Annotated in this window: 25 protein-coding genes and 1 riboswitch; of the genes, 15 read left to right on the forward strand and 10 right to left on the reverse strand. The window is 71.4% G+C overall.

Going from position 1 to position 21,022, the window contains the following annotated elements; translation table 11 throughout:
* The first annotated feature begins 14 nt into the window (after positions 1–14).
* From AC0680_RS14775 to AC0680_RS14790, 4 genes are all read left to right on the forward strand, one after another.
* Positions 15–743, forward strand: a complete 729-nt coding sequence (locus AC0680_RS14775) for a type 1 glutamine amidotransferase (protein WP_384434810.1) — start codon at positions 15–17, stop codon at positions 741–743.
* 153 nt (positions 744–896) lie between these two features.
* Positions 897–1,922: a 6-phosphofructokinase gene (locus tag AC0680_RS14780; protein WP_478628250.1), complete on the forward strand. Its 1,026-nt coding sequence runs from the start codon at positions 897–899 to the stop codon at positions 1,920–1,922.
* A 105-nt stretch (positions 1,923–2,027) separates the two neighbouring features.
* Positions 2,028–2,987, forward strand: a complete 960-nt coding sequence (locus AC0680_RS14785; RefSeq protein ID WP_478628251.1) for a cytochrome c oxidase assembly protein — start codon at positions 2,028–2,030, stop codon at positions 2,985–2,987.
* A 173-nt stretch (positions 2,988–3,160) separates the two neighbouring features.
* A complete protein-coding gene (locus AC0680_RS14790; RefSeq protein WP_478628254.1) occupies positions 3,161–3,319 on the forward strand; it encodes a hypothetical protein in 159 nt (52 codons plus the stop codon).
* A gap of 61 nt (positions 3,320–3,380) precedes the next feature.
* Here the strand turns inward: AC0680_RS14790 and AC0680_RS14795 are convergent, their stop codons facing one another.
* Positions 3,381–3,875, reverse strand: coding sequence for an SSI family serine proteinase inhibitor (locus AC0680_RS14795; RefSeq protein WP_478628257.1), 495 nt, complete (start codon positions 3,873–3,875; stop codon positions 3,381–3,383).
* Between the two features lie 154 nt (positions 3,876–4,029).
* On the reverse strand, positions 4,030–4,719 hold the full coding sequence (locus AC0680_RS14800; RefSeq protein WP_478628259.1) for a hypothetical protein: 690 nt from the start codon (positions 4,717–4,719) through the stop codon (positions 4,030–4,032).
* Positions 4,720–5,017: 298 nt separating this feature from the next.
* Between AC0680_RS14800 and AC0680_RS14805 the strand changes: the two genes are divergently transcribed.
* The 3 genes from AC0680_RS14805 to AC0680_RS14815 all read left to right on the forward strand — a co-directional run bounded on the left by AC0680_RS14805 (position 5,018) and on the right by AC0680_RS14815 (position 8,010).
* Positions 5,018–5,746, forward strand: coding sequence for a lysophospholipid acyltransferase family protein (locus AC0680_RS14805; protein WP_478628262.1), 729 nt, complete (start codon positions 5,018–5,020; stop codon positions 5,744–5,746).
* 176 nt (positions 5,747–5,922) lie between these two features.
* Positions 5,923–7,053: a GDSL-type esterase/lipase family protein gene (locus tag AC0680_RS14810; protein ID WP_478628553.1), complete on the forward strand. Its 1,131-nt coding sequence runs from the start codon at positions 5,923–5,925 to the stop codon at positions 7,051–7,053.
* 129 nt (positions 7,054–7,182) lie between these two features.
* Positions 7,183–8,010 (forward strand): TIGR02452 family protein, encoded by an 828-nt coding sequence (locus AC0680_RS14815; RefSeq protein WP_478628556.1) that lies wholly within the window; start codon positions 7,183–7,185, stop codon positions 8,008–8,010.
* 118 nt (positions 8,011–8,128) lie between these two features.
* On the opposite strand, the gene AC0680_RS14820 is transcribed toward AC0680_RS14815, so the two are convergent.
* Entirely contained in the window at positions 8,129–9,766 is a 1,638-nt protein-coding gene (locus tag AC0680_RS14820; protein ID WP_478628264.1) for an alpha/beta hydrolase, read from the reverse strand.
* A gap of 547 nt (positions 9,767–10,313) precedes the next feature.
* Here AC0680_RS14820 and AC0680_RS14825 point away from each other — a divergent pair.
* The 4 genes from AC0680_RS14825 (at position 10,314) to AC0680_RS14840 (ending at position 12,514) form a co-directional block, all read left to right on the forward strand.
* The gene (locus tag AC0680_RS14825; protein ID WP_468985101.1) at positions 10,314–10,697 is read left to right on the forward strand and encodes a hypothetical protein; all 384 of its coding nucleotides are present in this window, start codon (positions 10,314–10,316) and stop codon (positions 10,695–10,697) included.
* A 44-nt stretch (positions 10,698–10,741) separates the two neighbouring features.
* Positions 10,742–11,590, forward strand: coding sequence for a hypothetical protein (locus AC0680_RS14830; RefSeq protein WP_478628267.1), 849 nt, complete (start codon positions 10,742–10,744; stop codon positions 11,588–11,590).
* Positions 11,591–11,660: 70 nt separating this feature from the next.
* Positions 11,661–12,044 (forward strand): roadblock/LC7 domain-containing protein, encoded by a 384-nt coding sequence (locus AC0680_RS14835; protein WP_478628269.1) that lies wholly within the window; start codon positions 11,661–11,663, stop codon positions 12,042–12,044.
* A 95-nt stretch (positions 12,045–12,139) separates the two neighbouring features.
* Complete coding sequence (locus AC0680_RS14840) at positions 12,140–12,514, forward strand: roadblock/LC7 domain-containing protein (RefSeq protein ID WP_393500838.1); 375 nt, start codon at positions 12,140–12,142, stop codon at positions 12,512–12,514.
* A 3-nt stretch (positions 12,515–12,517) separates the two neighbouring features.
* On the opposite strand, the gene AC0680_RS14845 is transcribed toward AC0680_RS14840, so the two are convergent.
* From AC0680_RS14845 to AC0680_RS14870, 6 genes are read right to left on the reverse strand one after another with little or no spacing between them, the layout of a single operon-like run.
* Positions 12,518–13,363, reverse strand: coding sequence for an urease accessory protein UreD (locus tag AC0680_RS14845; protein WP_478628272.1), 846 nt, complete (start codon positions 13,361–13,363; stop codon positions 12,518–12,520).
* A complete protein-coding gene (gene ureG / locus AC0680_RS14850) occupies positions 13,360–14,055 on the reverse strand; it encodes an urease accessory protein UreG (RefSeq protein ID WP_384489647.1) in 696 nt (231 codons plus the stop codon). Before ureG ends, AC0680_RS14845 begins: the two co-directional genes overlap by 4 nt.
* A gap of 57 nt (positions 14,056–14,112) precedes the next feature.
* On the reverse strand, positions 14,113–14,787 hold the full coding sequence (locus AC0680_RS14855; RefSeq protein ID WP_478628275.1) for an urease accessory protein UreF: 675 nt from the start codon (positions 14,785–14,787) through the stop codon (positions 14,113–14,115).
* Between the two features lie 55 nt (positions 14,788–14,842).
* Positions 14,843–16,564, reverse strand: coding sequence for an urease subunit alpha (locus tag AC0680_RS14860; RefSeq protein WP_478628277.1), 1,722 nt, complete (start codon positions 16,562–16,564; stop codon positions 14,843–14,845).
* Positions 16,557–16,868, reverse strand: a complete 312-nt coding sequence (locus tag AC0680_RS14865) for an urease subunit beta (protein ID WP_478628279.1) — start codon at positions 16,866–16,868, stop codon at positions 16,557–16,559. The genes AC0680_RS14860 and AC0680_RS14865 overlap by 8 nt, the downstream gene beginning before the upstream one ends.
* A 17-nt stretch (positions 16,869–16,885) precedes the next feature.
* Complete coding sequence (locus AC0680_RS14870; protein WP_360957481.1) at positions 16,886–17,188, reverse strand: urease subunit gamma; 303 nt, start codon at positions 17,186–17,188, stop codon at positions 16,886–16,888.
* A 523-nt stretch (positions 17,189–17,711) separates the two neighbouring features.
* Between AC0680_RS14870 and AC0680_RS14875 the strand changes: the two genes are divergently transcribed.
* Complete coding sequence (locus AC0680_RS14875) at positions 17,712–18,656, forward strand: M28 family metallopeptidase (protein ID WP_478628282.1); 945 nt, start codon at positions 17,712–17,714, stop codon at positions 18,654–18,656.
* Positions 18,657–18,714: 58 nt separating this feature from the next.
* Here AC0680_RS14875 and AC0680_RS14880 read toward each other — a convergent pair whose 3' ends face one another.
* Entirely contained in the window at positions 18,715–19,029 is a 315-nt protein-coding gene (locus AC0680_RS14880; protein ID WP_478628284.1) for a type II toxin-antitoxin system Phd/YefM family antitoxin, read from the reverse strand.
* 58 nt (positions 19,030–19,087) lie between these two features.
* Here AC0680_RS14880 and AC0680_RS14885 point away from each other — a divergent pair, with 58 nt between their 5' ends.
* From AC0680_RS14885 to AC0680_RS14895, 3 genes are all read left to right on the forward strand, one after another.
* Entirely contained in the window at positions 19,088–19,723 is a 636-nt protein-coding gene (locus tag AC0680_RS14885; RefSeq protein ID WP_478628287.1) for an ATP-dependent Clp protease proteolytic subunit, read from the forward strand.
* A 5-nt stretch (positions 19,724–19,728) separates the two neighbouring features.
* Positions 19,729–20,034, forward strand: a complete 306-nt coding sequence (locus AC0680_RS14890; protein ID WP_478628288.1) for a hypothetical protein — start codon at positions 19,729–19,731, stop codon at positions 20,032–20,034.
* Positions 20,035–20,325: 291 nt separating this feature from the next.
* Positions 20,326–20,513: riboswitch (cyclic di-AMP (ydaO/yuaA leader) on the forward strand.
* Positions 20,514–20,517: 4 nt separating this feature from the next.
* Positions 20,518–20,991, forward strand: a complete 474-nt coding sequence (locus AC0680_RS14895) for a C40 family peptidase (protein WP_478628290.1) — start codon at positions 20,518–20,520, stop codon at positions 20,989–20,991.
* Positions 20,992–21,022: the final 31 nt, after the last annotated feature.

The raw sequence follows: 21,022 nt of genomic DNA on the forward strand, positions 1-21,022 counted from the left end.
AAGGACGAGCGAGCATGAGTGACAACAGCCTGCGCCTGGTGTGGGTCTACCCGGACCTGCTGAGCACGTACGGCGACCAGGGAAACGCCCTGGTGGTGGAGCGGCGGGCGCGCCAGCGCGGTCTGGACGTCCAGCGTCTGGACGTACGCTCCGACCAGCAGATTCCCACCTCCGGTGACATCTACCTGATCGGCGGCGGGGAGGACCGGCCGCAGCGGCTGGCCTCCGAGCGGCTGATCCGCGACGGCGGTCTGTCCCGCGCGGTCTCCAACGGCGCGATCGTCTTCTCGGTGTGCGCCGGCTACCAGATCCTGGGCCATGAGTTCATCAACGACCTGGGCGAGCGGCAGCAGGGCCTGGGGCTGCTGGACGTGGTGAGCACCCGCGGCGAGGGCGAGCGCTGCGTCGGCGACGTACTGGCCGACATCGACCCGAAGTTGGGGCTGCCGCCGCTGACCGGCTTCGAGAACCACCAGGGCGTCACGCATCTGGGCAAGACCGCCCGGCCGTTCGCCAAGGTGCGGTTCGGCAAGGGCAACGGCGTCGGCGACGGCTACGAGGGCGCGTACAACGACACCGTCTTCGGTACGTACATGCACGGCCCGGTGATGGCCCGCAACCCGCACATCGCCGACCTGCTGATCAAGCTGGCGCTGGACGTCAACGCGCTCCCTCCGGTGGACGACCGCTGGTACGAGGCGCTGCGCCAGGAGCGGATCGCCGCGGCGACCCAGCCCGCCTAATCCGATTCGCCCGAATCACCCCCTTTTCGTACGCCCGCAGTCCCGCACTGCGGGCGTACGTGTACCCGCCGCCTTCGCGCTTGTAGGGTGTGCGGAATCCAACCGGACGACGGGGTCCGGGCCCCCGGTTGAGTTGCAGAGGTTTTTCGAGCAATGCGCATTGGTGTACTCACCTCCGGCGGCGACTGCCCCGGACTGAACGCCGTCATCCGCTCCGTCGTCCACCGCGCCACCGCCGATCACGGCGATGAGGTGATCGGCTTCCGCGACGGCTGGAAGGGCCTGCTGGAGGCCGACTACCGCAAGCTCGACCTCGACGCCGTCGGCGGCATCCTGGCGCGCGGCGGCACGATCCTGGGGTCGTCGCGGGTGCAGCCCGCCCATCTGCGGGACGGTGTCGAGCGGGCCCGCGGGCACGTCGCGGAGCTGGGCCTGGACGCGATCATCCCGATCGGCGGCGAGGGCACGCTCAAGGCGGCGCGGCTGCTGTCGGACGCCGGGCTGCCGATCGTCGGCGTACCGAAGACCATCGACAACGACATCGCGGTCACGGATGTGACGTTCGGCTTCGACACCGCGGTGGGCGTCGCCACCGAGGCGCTGGACCGGCTCAAGACCACCGCCGAGTCGCACCAGCGGGTGATGATCGTCGAGGTGATGGGGCGGCACACCGGCTGGATCGCGCTGCACTCGGGCATGGCGGCCGGTGCGCACGCGATCGTGGTGCCGGAGCGGCCCTTCGACATCGACGAGCTGACGGCGCGGGTCTCCGAGCGGTTCGAGGCCGGCAAGAAGTTCGCCATCGTGGTGGTGGCCGAGGGCGCCAAGCCGCGCGAGGGCACGATGTCCTTCGACGTCGGCGGCAAGGACATCTACGGGCACGAGCGGTTCGCCGGCGTCGCCCGCCAGCTCTCCGTCGAGCTGGAGAACCGCCTCGGCAAGGAGGCCCGCCCGGTGATCCTGGGCCACGTCCAGCGCGGCGGCACCCCGACCGCGTACGACCGGGTGCTCGCCACCCGCTTCGGCTGGCACGCCGTCGAGGCCGCGCACCGCGGCGACTTCGGGATGATGACCGCGCTGCGCGGCACGGACATCACGCTGGTGCCGCTGGCCGAGGCCGTGGAGACCCTCAAGACCGTGCCCGCCGAGCGCTACGACGAGGCCGAGTGCGTGCTGTGATCCAGCGGTAGTTCAGCGCTCCACGAACCGCCCCCGGCCACCGCCATGGCCGGGGGCGGCTCTACTCTTGTCGCCGGAGCATTGGTACGAATCAGGAGCGAGCGGATGGATCACAGCGGGCACGGCATGGACGGCATGAACATGGATCTGCCGCCGTTCACGCTGGGGCGGGGCCTGGAGTTCGGTGGTGATCCGTTCTTTCTGGTCGGCTGCCTGCTGGCGCTCGGGCTGTACGGCTGGGCGGTGGTCCGGCTGCGGCGGCGGGGTGACGCATGGCCGGTGGGCCGGACCGTCGGCTGGGCGCTGGGCGTACTCACCGTGGCGCTGGCGATGTGCACCAAGCTCAACGACTACGGCATGGCGATGTTCAGCGTGCACATGGTCCAGCACATGATCATCAGCATGCTCTCGCCGATCCTGCTGCTCCTGGGGGCGCCGGTGACGCTGGCGCTGCGCGCGCTGCCGGCCGCCGGACGCGGCCGCAAGGGCCCGCGCGAACTGCTGGTGGGTCTGCTGCACAGCCGCTACATGCGGATCATCACGCACCCCGCGTTCACCATCCCGCTGTTCATCGCGAGCCTCTACGCGCTGTACTTCTCGCCGCTGTTCGACTTCCTGATGGAATCCAGGGCCGGGCACATCGGGATGATGGTGCACTTCCTCGCGGTCGGCCTGGTCTTCTTCTGGCCGATCATGGGCGTGGACCCGGGGCCGCACCGGCCGGGCTATGTGATGCGGATGCTGGAGCTGTTCGCGGGCATGCCGTTCCATGCGTTCTTCGGCATCGCGCTGATGATGGCGTCGGAGCCGATGGTCGACACCTTCGTCCACCCGCCGGCCTCGCTGGGGATCGAGGCGCTGGCCGACCAGCAGGCCGCCGGCGGCATCGCCTGGGCCTTCAGCGAGATCCCGTCCGTCGTGGTCCTGATCGCCCTGGTCTACCAGTGGTACAAGTCCGAGGCGCGCCAGTCGCAGCGCGCGGACCGGGCCGCCGAGCGCAACGGCGACAAGGACCTGGCCGACTACAACGCCTACCTCGCCTCGCTCAACACGCGGGGGCGCTGACGACGGGTCGGCACGTAGCGCCGTCTTCTGGGGGTCGGGCGACGGGCGGGCGGGTCGCCCATCTGGCGGTACGGGCCGCGGCCGGGGACGATGGTCCCATGGCCGCGGCCCGTGGCGTGTGAGCGGACGAAGCGAGCGCAGCGTTCAGCGGCCGCCATGAGGAGGTTGCGGGTATGCCCGGATCTGCTAGGACGATGGCCGTGCTGACGGTGGGCGGGCTGGTGGTGGCCACCGCCTACACCGTGGCGCTGGGCGCCGACGGCTGGCTCTGGTTCTGTTGGGTGGTGCTGGCGCTGGTGACGGTCGGGGTCGTGGCGGCACGGCCGGTCTGAGCGCGCTGACGTGTGCGGCTCCCGCCGGTGTCTCCCGGATCCTGGAAGTCCTCAAGAGCCCTCAGAAGCGGAAGACCGGCCCGGTGGCGGAGTCCATCGTGCAGAGGTTGGCGAACTCCTGGTGCCAGTCCACCGCGGCGCCCCGGAAGGTGCCCCGCGCGCTGACGGTGACCGGGGCGAACTGCTTGGTGCAGCCGTGCGGCTCCCCGGGCAGCGCGTCGAAGTCCCCGCGCGCCCAGGTCAGCGCGTTGCACGCGGCCAGCGCGTGCGGATGTCTGCCGTAGGTGTCAGGGCAGCCGAGTCGCACCCCGCGGATCCAGGTGTTGCCGTCCCCGGACACGGTCAGCAGCAGGCCCTGGTCGGCGGCGGGCGGCTTCGGCGCGGCGGACGGCGGCGGCTCGGCGGCGGGTGACTTCGGCTCGGCGGCGGGCGGCGGCGGCTCGGCGGCGCCCGCCGGGGTGGGGAGGAAGGTGCCGGCCAGCACCGCGGACACGGTGGCGAGCACGGCGGCGGGCAGGGCGGCACGGGCGGAGGTGGGTCGGCGGCGCACGGGCATCGGTGTCTCCTCGGAACCCTCGGTGGATTCAGGCCACCTCGCCCGACGCCGGCGCACAAGCGGCCACGCCGCGAGGTCGCCCGTACGGGCCGCTCACACGACAAGGTGACCGGCGGCGGAGGAGGCGGCTCCGCCACCGGTCACCGGACCGGGACTACCCGACGCGCTCGATCCGGGCGCGGCGGATCAGGAACTTCCCCTCCTCACGTACCTGCTCGAACGCCGCGTTGTTGAGCAGTACGCAGCTGCCCGACGTCGAGGTCACGGACACGGTCGTCGACTTGTTGTTGTCCAGGTTGGTCACCTTCAGCTTGGTCCCGGCGGGGAACTCGTTGCTGGAGGCGGCCGGTGCCCCGCCCTCGCCGGAGAGCGTCACCGTCGAGCCGGGGCAGACGACGTCGCCGTCCCCACCGGGCGGGGCGGCGGAGGCCGACGGGTCGTCCGCTGCGGGCGGCTCCGCCGAGCCGGGCGGCTCCTCGCCAGCGGGCGGCTGCCCGGACGCGGGCGGCTCACCGGCGGCGGGCGGCTCCTGGGCCTTTGGTGGAGCGCCCGCGGCATCGCCCCCGTCCGCTCCCCCGCTGCAGCCGGCGGCCTTCTGCTTGGCCTGGATCTCCTTGATGACGGCCTGCCGGTTGGCGATCCGCGCCGCCGACTGGGCGTCGGGACGGGCCTGCTGATCGGCGATGAACTTCTGGTTGTTGCTCAGGGCGGTGGCCAGTCCGTCGCACGCCACCGATGCCTGACTGGTCCCCGTCGTCGCGATGGCGATGCCGCCGACCAGCGCCGCGGCGCTGATCCCGACGACGATCTTCTGACGACGCGTCACTCTTCTCTTTCGGGACATGTATGACTCCCTGTCCTCGGCCTGGAACCTGGGGTCCAGACTCGGTTGCCGGCCAGTACGGCGCGCCGGGCCGGCCTCGTTCAGGGGGAGGGGAAAGTTGTCCGCGGATGCCAAAGCGAGGTGCGGCGGCGGTCCGGCCGGCTCCGGGCGCCGTCCCGCCCCGCCCGGACGGCGTGATCCGGGCCGGGGGTGTTACCACCGACGGCGGTTGCCCATACACTCACTGCCCATCCGGGAGCCCTCGTGACCTGGAACGACGCAGCCGCCGAGACGATCCGACGGGAGAGGGAGCCGCCCCGTGTTCTATCAGGTGCTGAAGTACTTCCTACTGGGGCCGTTACTGCGGCTGGTGTTCCGGCCGCGGATCGAGGGACTGGAGCACGTCCCGGAGGAGGGCGCGGCGATCATCGCGGGCAACCACCTCTCGTTCGCGGACCACTTCGTGATGCCGGCGATCGTGCCGCGCCGGGTGACGTTCCTGGCCAAGGCCGAGTACTTCACCGGGCCGGGTCTGAAGGGGCGGCTGACCGCGGCGTTCTTCCGCGGCGTCGGGCAGATCCCGGTGGACCGCTCCGGCGGCCGCGCCTCACAGGCGGCGATCTCCTCGGGACTCGCCGTCCTGCGCAAGGGCCGCCTGCTGGGGATCTACCCGGAGGGCACCCGCTCGCACGACGGCCGGCTCTACAAGGGGCGTACCGGGGTCGCCTCGATGGCCATCCAGGCGGGGGTGCCGGTGGTGCCGTGCGCGATGATCGGCACGTTCGAGGCGCAGCCGACCGGTCGGCGGCTGCCGCGGGCCATGCGGATCACCATCCGCTTCGGTGCGCCGCTGGACTTCTCGCGCTATGCGGGGCTGGCCGACGAGCGGATCGCGCTGCGTGCCGTCACCGACGAGATCATGTACGCGATCCTCACACTGTCCGGCCAGGAGTACGTGGACAAGTACGCGGGCGAGGCCAAGGCTGAGGCCCAGGCGCAGGCCCGCGCCAACGGGCGGCGCGGGCACGGCGGCGGACAGGCGGGGTAGGCGCCCGGCCCCCGAGGGCGGCCCGGCGGCAGACCTGTCGCCAGGTGCGGAAACTCGGATGCCCAATGGGCCTCCGGTTGGCAGGCTGGGATCATGAACTCCGAGCTCAACGACGTCACCGGCCTGCCGAGGAGGGCGATGTGACGGACTGGATCACCACGCCCGTCGAAGCGCGCATGCTGCGCGGCGCCCTCGATGTGGAACGCACCGCGCGCGGCGTGCTGCCGCACCGGCTGCCCGCCTGGGCCCGCAAGCAGTTCCCCGACGAGAACTTGGCGATGACCGAGGCCAAGCCCGCCGGGGTGCGGCTCGTCTTCCGTACCGCGGCCACCGCCGTCGAGCTGGACACGCTCCCCACCAAGGTCGTCTACGAGGGCGTTCCACCGCTGCCCGACGGCAGGTACGACCTGCTCGTCGACGGCCGTCTCACCGGCCGGGCCACCGCCTCCGGCGGCAATGTGCAGACCGTCGACATGGCCACCCAGTCCGTGGTCACCCGGCCCGGACCGGCCGGCACCGTCCGGTTCGACGCACTGCCGGCGGGGATCAAGGACGTCGAGATCTGGCTGCCGCACAACGAGATCACCGAGTTGATCGCCCTGCGCACCGACGCCCCGGTCGAGGCCGCACCGGACCACGGCCGCAGGGTGTGGCTGCACCACGGCAGTTCGCTCAGCCACGGCTCCCATGCCACCTGCCCGACGGAGACCTGGCCGGCGCTGGTCGCCGCCCGGACCGGCGTGGAGCTGATCAACCTGGGGTTCGGCGGCAACGCGCTGCTCGACCCGTTCACCGCACGTGCCATGCGGGACACCCCCGCCGACCTGATCAGCGTCAAGATCGGCATCAATGTGGTGAACGCGGACGTGATGCGGCTGCGTGCCTTCGGCCCGGCGGTCCACGGCTTCCTCGACACCCTCCGCGAGGGCCACCCCAGCACACCGCTGCTGGTCGTCTCCTCGGTCCTGTGCCCCGTCCAGGAGGACACCCCGGGCCCCCTCATGCCGGACTTCAGTACCGGAAGGCTGCAGTTCCGGGCCGTGGGAGACCCGGCGGAGCGCGCCGCCGGGCGGCTGACGCTGAACGTCGTCCGCGACGAGCTCCGCCGCATCACCGCGCAGCGGGCGGCCGACGACCCCCACCTGCACTACCTCGACGGCCGCTCGCTCTACGGCGAGGCGGACTTCGCCGAACTGCCCCTGCCCGACGGGGTCCACCCGGACGCCGCCGGTCATCGCCGTATAGGTGAGCGCTTCGCCGAGCTGGCATTCGGCGCCGGCGGACCGTTCGCCGCCGCGGCCGACTGACCGTCATGGGGCCCGGGGCGGTGGACGGTGGGTCTCACCGCCCCGGTACCTGCCGCAATTCGCTCGCGCGGTGCACCGTCCGGCCCGTACCTTGATCACCATGAGTGATCGGATGCGGGGGTGCCGACGATGAGCGCCCGGCTGCGCGGGATGGCGCAGGAGACGGAACGGATCGTTGCGGCGGGTGCGTATCGCGCGCCGGGCGGACGACTGGTGGAGATCGCGGCGGCGGTCGACGGGGCGCGGGCGGGGACCCGGATGTACGGGCCGGAGCCGGTCGCGGTCGAGCGTCCGGCTGCCGGGCCGGGCGCGACGGTCTTCGAGGTGACGGGAGAGGGCGGTCTCACCGCCGGCCGGCGGCTGTCCGAGGCGGGCGGCGGCCCCCTGGCCGTGCTGAACTTCGCCTCGGCGCGCAATCCCGGAGGCGGATATCTCAACGGTGCGCAGGCCCAGGAGGAGGCGCTGTGCCGCGGGTCGGCGCTCTACACCTGCGTGCGCGAGGCGCCGGAGTTCTATGCGGCGCACCGGGCCGATCCCAGTCCGTTCTACAGCGACCGGGTGATCCTCTCGCCCGGTGTGCCGGTGTTCCGGGACGACCGGGGCACACTGCTCGAAGTGCCGTACGAGGCGGGTTTCTTGACGGCCGCGGCGCCCAACGCGGGAGTGATCGCACGCCAGCGGCCGGACCAGGCGGCGCGGGTGCCGGCGGCACTGGCCGCGCGTGCGGAGCGGGTGCTGGAGGTCGCGGCAGCCGGCGGGCACCGCAGGCTGGTGCTCGGCGCCTGGGGCTGCGGGGTCTTCCGCAACGAACCGGCCGATGTGGCACGGGCGTTCGCCGCGGCGCTGCTCGACGACGGCCGCTTCGCCGGCTGGTTCGACCGGGTGGTCTTCGCCGTGCTGGACCGCCGGGCGGACTCCCCCACCAGGGCCGCCTTCGCGGAGGTCTTCCCGGTCTGACGCGCCGGGAGCGGGCGGACGGTGACGCGCCGCGGCTGGTTCGGCCAACGGCGCGGAACGCGAGAAGGGGCGGCCGGGAGGGGATTCCCGGCCGCCCCTTCGTGTCACCTGCGTGCCGCTACGGCGCGGCCGGCAGGTCGGCCGCGCCCTTGGCGACGGCCTTCGCCGTCGGCTTGGCCGGCTTCGGCGTGGCGTGCGGGGCGCACGTCACGTCCTTGGCGTCGGTCTTGCCCTCCAGGAAGTAGGCGTCGACCCGGTCGTTGATGCAGGGGTTGACCTGGCCGGTGACGCCGTGCGAACCGGCGTCCTTCTCGGTGATCAGACGCGAGCCCGCGAACCGCTTGTGCAGCTCGACGGCGCCACCGTACGGCGTGGCCGCGTCCCGCTCGCTCTGCACGATCAGCACGCTCGGCAGCCCCTTGCCGGTGGCGACCTCCACCGGGCGCTGCTGCTTGACCCCCCAGGTGGCGCAGGGCAGGTTCATCCAGGCGTTGGACCAGGTCATGAACGGTGCCTGCTGGTGGATGCGGGTGTTGTCCCGGTCCCACTTCCGCCAGCTGGTGGGCCACTTGGTGTCGGTGCACTCGACGGCCGTGTAGACGGCGTTGCCGTTCTCCGAGGCGATGTTGCCGGCCGTGTCCTTGAGGTTGGGACCGGCGTTCTCGACCAGCGGCTTGCTGTCACCGGCGAGGTAGGCGCTCCAGACCTCGGCGACCGAGGCCCACATCGAGTCGTAGTACGGCGCGTTCTGGAAGAAGCCCGTCAGCTCGGCGGGGCCGACGACTCCGCCGATGGGGTCCTTCTTGGCGGTGGCCCGCAGCTTCTCCCAGGCGGCCTGGACCTTCTCGGGGGTGTCACCGATGTGGTAGGCCGCGTCGTTCTCGGCGACCCACTTCTTCCAGTCGCCCCAGCGGGTCTCGAAGGCGAGATCCTGGTCGAGGTTGGCCTGGTACCAGATCTTCTCGCGGGACGGGTCGACGACACTGTCGACGAGCATCCGGCGGACATGGTCCGGGAAGAGCGTCGCGTAGACGGCGCCGAGGTAGGTGCCGTAGGAGACGCCCAGGTAGTTGAGCTTCTTCTCGCCGAGCGCGGCACGCACCACATCGAGGTCGCGGGCGGTGTTCGCGGTCGTCATGTACGGCAGGAGGTCGCCGCTGCGCTCGGCGCAGCCCTGCGCGTACTGCTTGGCGAGCTTGCGCTGGGCGCGCTTGTCCGCCTCGCTGTCCGGCACCGGGTCGGCCTTGGGGGCCTTGACGAACTCCTGCGGGTCCATGCAGGAGATGGCGGCGGAGTGGCCCACTCCCCGGGGGTCGAAGCCGACGAAGTCGTATGCCTTCGCGGTCTTGGCCCACAGGGGGTTCTTGGTGGTGATACGGGTCGGGAACCGCATGCCCGAACCACCGGGTCCACCGGGGTTGTACAGGAGGGAGCCCTGTCGCTCCTCCTTGCCGCCGGTGCTGACGGCCCGGTCGACGGCGATCTTGATGGTGCGGCCGTCGGGCCGGGCGTAGTCGACCGGGACGGTGACATAGCCGCACTGGACGGGCGACTTCAGGCCCCAGTCCGCGGGGCAATCCTGCCAGTCGATGCCCTTCTTGGCCGCGCGCGCGGCGGCGGTCTGAACGCCGCGCGCTTCGGCCGTCTTGGTCTTCGGGTGCTCGCCGGCGCTGGCGGGCGTGGCGGCTATCGCTCCGGTGAGGAGCGCGCCGGTCACCAGGGTGCCGGCGGCGCCGAGCGCTGCTTTTCTTCTCACGTGGTGGTTTCCCCCTGCTCGGTTGCCACTTGTGGCGGCGTTGATCACAGGTCTTACGGAGGGATCCTGTCGTCTTACAGCCCCTCCTGAACAGGTTTGACCGGCAATTCTTTACCAAGCCGTAGGTTTTGAGGCCGGGTGGGCTCCGAAAGCGGAACGGCCGGACATCGCGGCAGAACCGCATCATTCCAGCCAAGGCGAGCGGGCAGAGGTGCGCGGCGCAGGGCTCGGCACGCCGTACCGGGGTGGCTGCCAACCAGAGCCGCACACGGGGCAGTTGACGTGGCGGAATGGAGACGGCCGCGTGGCCGGGCGACTCGCGCGCCGTCGCGTCCCGGCGAGGCGGGACCCGACTCGATGGCCGCCGGAGGACCGCGGATGGGCGAGAACACGTCAATTGCCACAGACCTGCCCAGGAGGCATGTGCCCATCGCGCACCTTCAGTAACCTTCCGTGAAGGCTCTCCCACACGCTGCCACAACGGGAGGGCTTCGGCGTTTTCGCGCCTCAGCCGCCCCCTCCACAGCCGTCGCGAAGGAGTTCCGAAGTGCCGGGTATCGATCAGGTCTTGTCCCGAGCGATGGGGATACCAGGTGTCCTGGGCGCCGGGCTGATCGACTGGACCAGCGGGCTGACCCTCGGTACGGCCGGGCAGGCCCCGCACGGCGACCATGACGCGGCCGCGGCGGACACCGCCGACGTCGTGCAGGCCGTGGCGCGCAACGCCACCTTCGACACCGGCGGCGCCTCCGGTCCGGCCCTGGAGGACCTGATCATCACGGCCGCCGGCAGCTACCACTTGATCCGTTTCGTGCACACCGCCTTCGACAGCCAGACCTATCTCTACCTCTGGCTGGACCGTGCGCAGGCCAATCTCGCCGTCGCCCGGCTGCGGCTGCGTGATCTGGCGGCGGAGCTGGTCCCGTCCTGACGCCGCTGCTCCGCCACCTCGCACGAACGGTTAGGGAACCAGCCATGGGCCTGCCCATACCTCCTCGCCCGCCCGTCCCGGACGGGCTGCTCGACCGGTTCGCCGCGCAACGCGTCACCGGCGTCCTGCGTGGCCCGCACGGTTCGGTCTACCTGCTCGACGGGGCGGTCACCTGCGTCGAGGGCGCCGCCGCACCCGGGCTCGACGTGCGGCTCACCGCGGCCGGCAAGGTGCCCGAGCAGGGCTGGGGGCAGGCCGTCGACACCGCCGGACCCCAGCACCGCGTCGGCCAGTTCCTGGTCAGCGAGGGCTGGCTGACGCAGGGTGAACTGGAGATCTGTCATCTGGCGGCCCTGCTCGACGCCGCCTTCTTCGCCCTGCCGCTGCCACCCGAAGCCACCTCCTTCACCCCCGGGACCGCCCACTGGCTGGGGTCCGTGCGCCAGATCAGCGCCACCGCCCTGCAGCAGGCCACGGCCCGCCGCCGGGCGCTGCTGGACCGGCTGCGGCCCTGGGCCGCGGTCGACACCTCGCCCGTCGTTCCCGTACGCCCGGGCCGCCGGGCCCGTGCCACGGCCGGGCAACGGCGGCTGCTGGAACGGGCCGACGGCCGGCACACCCCGTACGACCTCGCCCGCTCACTGGGCCAGTCCGCGTTCGTGACGCTGCTCGACATCCGCCGTCTGGCCGCGGCCGGTCTCGTGCGCGTGCCGTCGCCGGCCGCACTCCCCCGGCGGCGGCCCGGCGCCTGCCTGGACGGGCACCTGCCGGAGCCCGCCGATCGGCGCGCAACCCCGACCTGGCAACTACCGGTACCGGAACTCCTCGACACCGCCGATCCGGATATTGCCCTGCTGATCCGATTGCGTACGGCGCTGGAGGAAAACCTGTGAACCCTTGCGCGCGAAGACCGTGCACGGCATGAGGCGCGCCATCAAACGACTGGCCGCGAAAAGGAGACTGATGACGATCGAGCCCCGGATCCGGGACGAGCTACTCGCTCTGCGGGATCAGGTGAGGCATTTCCAGGGCGGAATGGTGGCGAGCGTGGACGGCATGGTCATCGCCCACGACCTTCCGGACATCGAACCGGACGGCCTCGCCGCCCTGACCGCCGCGGCCATCGGGGTCGCCAAGCGCCTCACCGAGGCGACCGGTCAGGGGACGTTCGAGGAGTCCCTGACCCGCGGCGCCGGTGGCTACATCGCGGCCTACTCGGCCGGCCGCCGCGCCGTCCTCACCGCCGTGGCCAGCCCGGACACCAACGTGGGCCGGCTTCATCTGCAGGCCAGACGGGCGGCCGAACGCATCGGCGCCCTGGTCGACTCGGCACCGCACCGGCAGTAGCGCCCCGCACGGGAATTCCTTCACCGCACACCTACGACCTCAACACCACGCACCACGCAGCAACACCTTCGAAGAACGGAAAGGTCACACCCCTCATGGCTCAGATGGAATCCGCCCTCGCCGACGCCATGTCGACCATCGAAGGCGCCATAGGCGTCGCCCTGGTCGACTACACCAGCGGAATGGCGCTGGCCACTCTCGGCGACAACCTGGCCCTGGACCTCAATATCGCCGCGGCCGGCAACACCGATGTCGTCCGCGCGAAGATGCGCACCATGGAGATGCTGGAACTCCAGGGCTCCATCGAGGACATGCTCATCACCCTGACCGCCCAGTACCACATCATCCGTCCGGTCACCGGCAAGAGCGGCAGCGGCCTCTTCCTCTATCTGGTGCTGGACCGCAAGCGCGCCAATCTCGCGCTGGCCCGCCACCGCCTCGCCCGGCTGGAGGCCGACCTGGAGGTGTGAGCCTCACCCGGCGGCGGCGCTGCGGGCGGCCTCGTCCAGCAGGCGCCGCAGCCGCAGCGCGTCCGGCGCGAGGGCCGTGGCCAGCGCCCCGCCACCGGCGAGCGGCGCCAGGACCCCCTGACCCGCGCCGTCGGCGGACCGGTCGCCCGCCGCCGCGCCCAAGAGCCGTACCTCGGCCGGCCCGGACTCCCCCTGCCGGTCGATCACCAGGAGTTGCCCGACGGCCCGGTGGCCGCCCAGTACTGCCGGGGTGTCCCAGCCGGGGACCCCGGGCCCGTACGCGGTCTCCTGGTCGAGCAGCGTAAGGCCGGCACGGCGCACGGTGAGCCGGCTGCGCAGCGCTCCGGTCTGCTCGCCGCTGCGTCCCAGGACCTGCTCCTCGCGGAGCACCAGGCGGGCGGTGGGGGCGAGTTCGACGGTCGTGGTCATCCGCAGATCGCTGCCCGCGGCGGAGATCAGCGGCTCGGGCAGCCAGTCCAGCCGTGCGCCGTCGCCCACCGTCAGATGGACGTCGTAGGTGGCCGGTGCGCCGGTGCGGCCGGGCAGCGCGACGGTCGCCGCGGCGGCCGTGATGTGCAGCGCGCTGCCCGCCTCGGCCGTGGCCTCGATGCGCAGCCGGTCGCCGCCGAGCGGTGCGCTCATGGCGCCGACGACGCAGACCCGGGCCTGGTCGCCGTGCGTGCGGATACGGCGCAGCGCGAGCGGGCCGTCGCCGTCGAGGACCGGCAGCCGGGTGGTGCCCGAACCGCCGTCGGACCGCGCGACGATCCGGGCCGTGGCACGCAGACCGGCTGCCGGGACCGCGGTGGCCTGCGGCCCCGCCGCCTGCTTCGGGAGCGCGAGGGTCATGCCGGGCCCGCGGTCCACTCCGCCAGCCGGGCGCGGACCCAGTCCGATACGGGCTTCACACCGTTCGGCGACTTCAGTGCCGTGAACGCGACGGGCAGTTCGCCGCGCTGGGCCTTGGCGTCGCGGGCCATGCCCTCCAGGTCGACACCCACGTAGGGCGCGAGGTCGGTCTTGTTGATGACGAGGAGGTCGGCGGTGGTGACGCCGGGGCCGCCCTTGCGGGGGATGTCGTCGCCGCCGGCCACGTCGATGACGAAGATCTGGGCGTCGACCAGTCCCTTGGAGAAGGTGGCGGTGAGATTGTCACCGCCGGACTCGACCAGGACGAGGTCGAGGGGGCCGACCGCCTCCTCCAGGTCCTCGACGGCTTCGAGGTTGGCGGAGATGTCGTCGCGGATCGCGGTGTGCGGGCAGGCGCCGGTCTCGACGGCCGTGATCCGCTCGGCGGGCAGTACGGCCTCGCGGAGCAGGAACTCGGCGTCCTCGCGGGTGTAGATGTCGTTGGTCACCACGGCGATGGACAACTCGTCGCGCAGCGCCCGGCACAGCGCGGCGACGGTGGCGGTCTTGCCGGTGCCCACCGGGCCGCCGAGGCCGAGGCGCAGGGCGCGGCGCGTTCCGTCGGCGCGTACCGGGTCGGCGGCGCTGTAGGTGTACCGCTCGGGGAAGGTGTCCTTGTGGTCGAGGTGCATACGGGCTCCGGGGGCTTGGTGTGGGGTTCGGGGGCGGGGTCTGTGGTGGCGTGGTGCTCAGGAGGCGAAGAGGCGTACCGGCCAGGCGGCGTGCTGCTGGGCGGTGATGTCCAGCAGTGGCGCGGAGGCGGCGGGCAGCGCGTCGACCCCTTCGGCGCGCACCCGCCGTGCCGCCTCGGCCGCCCGGCCGGCGACCTGATCGAGGTCGGCGGCCAGGTGGGCGAGCACCGCGGTGGCGTCGAAGGGGTCCAGGCTCAGCAGGCGGACGGCCGCGGTGGCCGGGCCGCTGACGTTCTCGTACGCCACCGCGTACGCGGCGTCCAGCGGCTCCAGCCCGGCCGACCGCGCGGCCAGCCCCAGCACGACGGGCTGGTGTGCGCCCCGTGGCCGGGCCGCCGCCAGCGCGTCGAGTTCGGGTGACGGCCAGGTGGCGCGGGCGGCCCGCATCATCTGCCGCCCCAGCTTGCGGGCGGTGGTCCGCAGCGCGGGCACCGGTGTGCGGGCGTCGGCCGCGTCGTCCAGCGCGAGCGGGTCGTGCCCGGCGGCCGCCGCGGCGGACAGCGCCGCCGCGACCAGGCCCGCGGTGTGCAGCCGCCCCCGGCAGAAGCTCGCAAGGCTCGCGGCGTCCTTGATGCGTCCCGCCGTGACGGCCGGTTCGGCGCCGCCCGAGTGGGCGTGCCCACCGGCCGGGAACCGTCCGTCGGCGAGGATCAGCAGCGCCGCCCGGCTCATCGGCGCCGCTCCAGTGTGTTTCGGGTGTGCTGCCCCGGTTCGTTCATCGCGGCGCTCAGAAGAGGAAGTACCGCTGGGCCATGGGGAGTTCGGCGGCGGGAGCGGGTTCGACCACTTCGCCGTCGATGGTCACCGTGAAGCGGTCGGGGTCGACATGGACGCGCGGCAGGGCGTCGTTGTTGCGCATGTCGGCCTTGGTGACGCCCCGGGTGCTGCGGATCGCCTCGTACGGCTTGGCGAGCGCCAGGCGCTCGGAGAGGCCGTCCTCGATCGCCTGCTGGGAGACGAAGTTGACCGAGTTGCTGCCCGGGGCCCGGCCGGTGGCGCCGAACATCGGGCGGGGCAGGACGGGCTGCGGGGTGGGGATGGAGGCGTTGGCGTCGCCCATCTGCGCATAGGCGATCTGGCCGCCCTTGATGACCAGCTGCGGCTTGACGCCGAAGAACGCCGGGTCCCACAGGACGAGGTCGGCGAGCTTGCCGTCCTCGACGGAGCCGACGAGGTGGTCGATGCCCTGGGCGATGGCCGCGTTGATGGTGTACTTGGCGACATAGCGGCGGGCCCGGTGGTTGTCCGCGCCGCCGTCGCCGGGCAGGGCTCCCCGGCGCCGCTTCATGACGTGCGCGGTCTGCCAGGTGCGCAGCACGACCTCGCCGATCCGGCCCATGGCCTGGGCGTCGGAGGACATGATCGAGATCGCGCCGAGGTCGTGCAGGATGTCCTCGGCCGCGATCGTGGAGGGGCGGATCCGGGATTCGGCGAAGGCCAGGTCCTCGGGGACGGCGGGGTTGAGGTGGTGGCAGACCATCAGCATGTCGAGGTGCTCCTCGACGGTGTTGACGGTGTGCGGCCGGGTGGGGTTGGTGGACGCGGGCAGCACGTTCGGCTCGGAGACCATGGCGATCATGTCGGGGGCGTGGCCGCCGCCGGCGCCTTCGACGTGGAAGGCGTGGATCGAGCGGCCGGCGATGGCGGCCAGGGTGTCGCCGAGGAAGCCGGCCTCGTTGAGGGTGTCGGTGTGGATCGCGAGCTGGGCGCCGCTCTCCTCGCAGACGTTCAGACAGGCGTCGATGACGGCCGGGGTGGCCCCCCAGTCCTCGTGGATCTTGAAGCCGAGGACGCCGGCCCGCAGCTGGTCGCGCATCGAGGCCATGGACGTGGTGTTGCCCTTGCCGAGCAGCCCGACGTTGACGGGCAGGGAGTCCATCGACTCGAACATCCGGGCGATGTGCCAGGCGCCCGGGGTGATGGTGGTGGCCTTGCTCCCCTCCGCCGGCCCGGTGCCGCCGCCGACCATCGTGGTGACGCCGGAGGCCAGCGCCTCGTCCGCCTGCTGGGGGCAGATGAAGTGGACGTGGGTGTCGATGGCGCCGGCCGTGAGGATCTTGCCGTTGCCGGCGATGACCTCGGTCTCGGGGCCGATCACGAGGTCGGGGTGGACGCCGTCCATCGTGTCGGGGTTGCCGGCCTTGCCGAGCGCGACGATCCTGCCGTCGCGGATGCCGACGTCGGCCTTGACGATGCCCCAGTGGTCGAGCACGACGGCCCCGGTGATCACGGTGTCGGGGGTGCCCTCGGCCCGGGTGGCGCGGGACTGGCCCATCGACTCACGGATTACCTTGCCGCCGCCGAAGACCGCCTCGTCACCGGCTCGTCCGGGTCCGCCCGAACGGTCCTCGGTGATCTCGATGACCAGGTCGGTGTCGGCCAGCCGGATCCGGTCGCCGGCGGTCGGGCCGAAGAGATCGGCGTACGCCTGGCGGGTCAGCTCAGCCATCGAGAGTGCCTCCGGTCTCGCCCCGCAGGCCCTCGACGATCCGCTTGCCCCCGATGGGCACGAGTTCGACCTCGGTGGGAATGCCGGGCTCGAAGCGCACGGCGGAGCCGGCCGCGACGTTCAGCCGCTTGCCGTGCGCGGCCGCGCGGTCGAAGTCGAGGCCGGGGTTGGCCTCGGCGAAGTGGTAGTGGGAGCCGACCTGCACGGGGCGGTCGGCGGCGTTGAGGACCGTCAGGCGGGTGAGCGGGAGGCCTTCGTTGAGGCGCACCGGCTCATCGGCGTGGAGGACCTGTCCCGGGATCATCTGCTGCTCTCCCGCCGTCAGTTGATGGGTTCGTGGACGGTGACGAGCTTGGTGCCGTCCGGGAAGGTGGCCTCGACCTGGACATCGTGGATCATCTCGGGCACGCCCTCCATCACCTCGTCGCGGGTGAGGACCTTGCGGCCGGAGGACATCAGCTCGGCGACGGTGCGGCCGTCCCGGGCCCCTTCGAGGATGTGCACGGTCAGCAGCGCGATCGACTCCGGGTGGTTGAGTTTCAACCCCCGGGAACGGCGCTTTTCGGCCACGTCTGCCGCCACATGAATCATCAGGCGTTCCTGTTCATGCGGGGTCAGTTGCATACGTTCCACCTCACAGTCTTCCCGCCCGGACGCGTAAGCCCAGGTCACGGGCGTGAGCACACCCACGGGTTAGGTGTACCACGCAGCATTTAAAGGAGGAGCAAACCGACTTCCAGCACTTGGCCATCAAGCGCCCCACACCCGGAGGCTAGTTCGGCGGGATTTCGGCGACGTTACAACCAGGGGCACGTCAGCGCCTCGTCGTACGCCCCGTGTAACACGAGGTCTTCGCGCCCGTTACGGCGCGGCAACCGCTGTCCCGCGATCGCGGCAAGGACAGCACCCCCTTGACCGTACGCGGAATCGAGTGGCGAATTCCGTACCCCGAAGGTGCCTCCGCCGCACGAAACGGACGACCCATCGCAGCCCCAATTCCCCGCTATCACAACAAAAGGGACACGCTCCGCTACGCGAACACACCTGTCCGATATGCGCTCTTGACGATCTCCGCGGTGATCGCGATCCTCATGTGCGCGTCAAAACGCTCCGCACCAACCCCCCACACCAGTATCGGAGCCACACAGTGTCTCGTTCTGCACGAATACGTCGGGTCGCGCTGGCCACCGGCACCGCCACCGCCCTGGCCGCCACCCTCTTCGTCGCGACCGGCGCCCACGCCGACCCCGCGCCGGCGGCCGCCCCCGACATCGACGTCAAGGCCGTCCAGGCCCATCTGGACCAGCTCCAGTCGATCGCCGACGCCAACGGCGGCAACCGCGCCCACGGACAGCCGGGCTACAAGGCCTCCATCGACTACGTCAAGGGCAAGCTGGACCAGGCCGGATTCACCACCGAGGTCCAGGAGTTCGACAACAACGGCGCCAAGGGCTACAACCTCGTCGCCGACTGGCCCGGCGGCGACGAGGGCAAGACCGTGATGGCCGGCGCCCACCTGGACTCGGTCGACGCGGGCCCCGGCATCAACGACAACGGTTCCGGTTCGGCCGGGATCCTGGAGGTCGCGCTCGCGGTCGCCAAGGCGGACCTCAAGCCCACCAAGCACCTGCGGTTCGGCTGGTGGGGCGACGAAGAGGACGGCATGGTCGGCTCGAGCCACTATGTCGACACCCTCGGCGCGGGCAAGTCGAAGCTCGACTCGTACCTGAACTTCGACATGATCGGCTCGCCGAACCCGGGCTACTTCGTCTACGACGACGACACCCGCCTGGAGAAGGTCTTCAAGGACTTCTTCGCCACCAAGAACCTCGCCACCGAGAAGGAGACCGAGGGCGACGGCAGGTCGGACCACGCCGCCTTCAAGGACGCGGGCGTCCCGGTCGGCGGCCTCTTCTCCGGCGCGGACTACATCAAGACCGAGGAGCAGGCGAAGAACTGGGGCGGCGAGGCGGGCAAGGCGTTCGACGCCTGCTACCACCAGTCCTGCGACACCTCGAAGAACATCGACGAGAAGGCGCTGGACAACAACACCGACGCCATCGCCCACGCCATCTGGGAGCTCAGCTCCTGAACCGGTCCTCCTGACGTACGGTCAGCGCCCTCCTGAAAGGTCGGCGCCGACCGACCGGTCACCTCTCCCGACCCGGTCGCCGATCCCCGGCGGCCGGGTCGCGGTGTTCTGCGGCGATGCCGAAGCGCCGCCGTTCGCCCGGAGCGGACGGCAGCTGGCGGACGGTGGAGACCGTACTGATCACCTGCTCCTCCTCCCCGCCCTGCTCACGCCGCCCCAGCTCTTCGAGAAGCTGCAGGTCAGCGGCGGATACCAGCGCCACCAGCGGCTTGCCGTGCCGGGTGACGACCACCCGTTCACCGCCATAGACGACGCGGTTGATCAGATCGGCGAGCTCGGCTCGGGCTTGCGTCACCGGAATTTTGTAGGCCATGCTGCCATTCTAACGGGATGTACATCCTGTACATTTTTTACGGAAGAGAGGAGCAGTCATGCTGCGACCCACGGCTCGCTACGTCCTGCCCGAGTTCACCGAGCGCACCTCCCAGGGGACGCGCACCATGGACCCGTACTCCAAGCTGCTCAGCGAGCGCATCATCTTCTTGGGCACCCCGGTGGACGACGCCTCCGCCAACGACGTCATGGCGCAGCTCATCCACCTCGAACACGCCGCGCCGGAGCAGGACATCTCGCTCTACATCAACTCCCCCGGCGGCTCCCTCACCGCGATGACCGCCATCTACGACACGATGCGCTTCGTGTCGTGCGACGTGGCGACGGTGTGCCTGGGGCAGGCCGCGTCCGCCGCCGCGGTACTGCTGGCCGCCGGCGCCCCCGGCAAGCGGCTGGCGCTGCCCGGCGCCCGGGTGCTGATCCACCAGCCGTCGCTGGCCGAACCCATCCAGGGGCAGGCCACCGACCTGCAGATCCAGGCGGAGGAGATGCTGCGCGGCCGCGACATGCTGGTGGAGATGCTGGCGCGGCACACCGGGCAGACCCCCGAGCGGATCGCCACCGACATCGAGCGCGACAAGATCTTCGACGCCCCGGCCGCCCAGGCGTACGGACTGATCGACGGGCTCACCCGCAACCGCAAGCAGTCGGCCCTCCAGCCCGTCACGCGGTGAGCCGGATGCTGCCACCGGAGCCACCGCCACTGCCCGCCCTCACCCGCGCCGAAGGCGAACTGATCGACCGTTACCTGGAGGTGCTCGACCTGCTGGGCCGCATCAACCCGGCCCGCGGCGGCCACACCTACAGCGGCCTGCGGGCCGCGCAGGCGCTCGTCAGCAAGGCCACCGGGCTGCGGGACGCCCTGACGCTGATGCATGACAGAGGCGAGAGCGAGCTGCACCACGACACGCTCGCCCGGGCGCTGCGGGTCCTGGACGGTGAGCGCCGGGCCCAACTGGTCACCGTGCCGCCCGGGGAGCGCTGACCCGACACGCCCAACCCGGGCTGCTCGGACGGCGTAGCGTCCACGGCTTTTGCGAGGAGGTGACGAATTGCGCGGGGCGGAGAGAATTCCTCCGGTCTCCATGTTTCGCCCCAGGTCCCGGGACCGCGACACTGGGCACCCCGCCACCTGAAGGAACAATTCCCCCTATTCGGTCTAAATGTGACCCATCTCACATACGGCATTTTCAGCTCGGAATTCGGGTGGTGGGTGCGTGACGATCCCTTCGACGACAAGACCCCGCCACAGCGACGGGGCGGTCCGGACGGGCGCCTAATCCCGCCGCCGTACCGGATGTCCGGTCGACGGTGTGGACCGGCGGGAGCGGAGGACCCGAGCTAGACGGGGTCCGGGCCTGCACGGCCGACGGACTCCTTGGGGTGAAGCCGTACGCACGGCCGGGCATCTTCGCCTGCCCGAACCCGACAGGTCTTCCTTCGCAGGCGGCTGACGAAGGGTTCGCGCATGACCGTGCGCACGCATACGCCGCATCTGCTGGCCCGCGCCGCCACCGTCTCCGCTCTGACGATGGTCACCCTCGGCGCCACCACCCTCGCCCCGGGGGCGACCACCGACGCCGAGGCCGCGTCCGTCGCCGCGCATGCGGTGCGGGTCGCGGCCTCCAAGCAGGGTTCCCCCTACGAGTTCGGCGCGGAGGGGCCGTACCGCTTCGACTGCTCGGGGCTGACGCTGTATTCGTTCAAACGCGTCGGCCGGGCCCTGCCACGCAGCGCCGCCGCGCAGTACGACCAGACCCGGCACGTCCCGGCCTCCTCCCGAAGACGCGGGGACCTGGTGTTCTTCCACTCGGCCCGCGGCGTCTACCACGTCGGCATCTACGCGGGCCGCGACCGGATGTGGCATGCGCCCAAGACCGGCGACGTGGTGCGGCTGGCGAGGATCTTCAGCACCGCGGTCTCCTATGGGCGAGTGAGCTGACCTGGGGCTTCGCCTTACGCTTGGTCAATTG

This window comes from Streptomyces sp. NPDC043738, assembly GCF_056436545.1.

Bases quoted from the DNA above. Each gene is read 5' to 3' on its own strand.
- AC0680_RS14775 (WP_384434810.1), top strand. From the start codon at position 15: ATGAGTGACAACAGCCTGCGCCTGGTGTGGGTCTACCCGGACCTGCTG.
- AC0680_RS14780 (WP_478628250.1), top strand. From the start codon at position 897: ATGCGCATTGGTGTACTCACCTCCGGCGGCGACTGCCCCGGACTGAAC.
- AC0680_RS14785 (WP_478628251.1), top strand. From the start codon at position 2,028: ATGGATCACAGCGGGCACGGCATGGACGGCATGAACATGGATCTGCCG.
- AC0680_RS14790 (WP_478628254.1), top strand. From the start codon at position 3,161: ATGCCCGGATCTGCTAGGACGATGGCCGTGCTGACGGTGGGCGGGCTG.
- AC0680_RS14795 (WP_478628257.1), bottom strand. From the start codon at position 3,875: ATGCCCGTGCGCCGCCGACCCACCTCCGCCCGTGCCGCCCTGCCCGCC.
- AC0680_RS14800 (WP_478628259.1), bottom strand. From the start codon at position 4,719: ATGTCCCGAAAGAGAAGAGTGACGCGTCGTCAGAAGATCGTCGTCGGG.
- AC0680_RS14810 (WP_478628553.1), top strand. From the start codon at position 5,923: ATGCTGCGCGGCGCCCTCGATGTGGAACGCACCGCGCGCGGCGTGCTG.
- AC0680_RS14815 (WP_478628556.1), top strand. From the start codon at position 7,183: ATGAGCGCCCGGCTGCGCGGGATGGCGCAGGAGACGGAACGGATCGTT.
- AC0680_RS14830 (WP_478628267.1), top strand. From the start codon at position 10,742: ATGGGCCTGCCCATACCTCCTCGCCCGCCCGTCCCGGACGGGCTGCTC.
- AC0680_RS14835 (WP_478628269.1), top strand. From the start codon at position 11,661: ATGACGATCGAGCCCCGGATCCGGGACGAGCTACTCGCTCTGCGGGAT.
- AC0680_RS14840 (WP_393500838.1), top strand. From the start codon at position 12,140: ATGGCTCAGATGGAATCCGCCCTCGCCGACGCCATGTCGACCATCGAA.
- AC0680_RS14845 (WP_478628272.1), bottom strand. From the start codon at position 13,363: ATGACCCTCGCGCTCCCGAAGCAGGCGGCGGGGCCGCAGGCCACCGCG.
- ureG (WP_384489647.1), bottom strand. From the start codon at position 14,055: ATGCACCTCGACCACAAGGACACCTTCCCCGAGCGGTACACCTACAGC.
- AC0680_RS14855 (WP_478628275.1), bottom strand. From the start codon at position 14,787: ATGAGCCGGGCGGCGCTGCTGATCCTCGCCGACGGACGGTTCCCGGCC.
- AC0680_RS14860 (WP_478628277.1), bottom strand. From the start codon at position 16,564: ATGGCTGAGCTGACCCGCCAGGCGTACGCCGATCTCTTCGGCCCGACC.
- AC0680_RS14865 (WP_478628279.1), bottom strand. From the start codon at position 16,868: ATGATCCCGGGACAGGTCCTCCACGCCGATGAGCCGGTGCGCCTCAAC.
- AC0680_RS14870 (WP_360957481.1), bottom strand. From the start codon at position 17,188: ATGCAACTGACCCCGCATGAACAGGAACGCCTGATGATTCATGTGGCG.
- AC0680_RS14880 (WP_478628284.1), bottom strand. From the start codon at position 19,029: ATGGCCTACAAAATTCCGGTGACGCAAGCCCGAGCCGAGCTCGCCGAT.
- AC0680_RS14885 (WP_478628287.1), top strand. From the start codon at position 19,088: ATGCTGCGACCCACGGCTCGCTACGTCCTGCCCGAGTTCACCGAGCGC.
- AC0680_RS14890 (WP_478628288.1), top strand. From the start codon at position 19,729: ATGCTGCCACCGGAGCCACCGCCACTGCCCGCCCTCACCCGCGCCGAA.
- AC0680_RS14895 (WP_478628290.1), top strand. From the start codon at position 20,518: ATGACCGTGCGCACGCATACGCCGCATCTGCTGGCCCGCGCCGCCACC.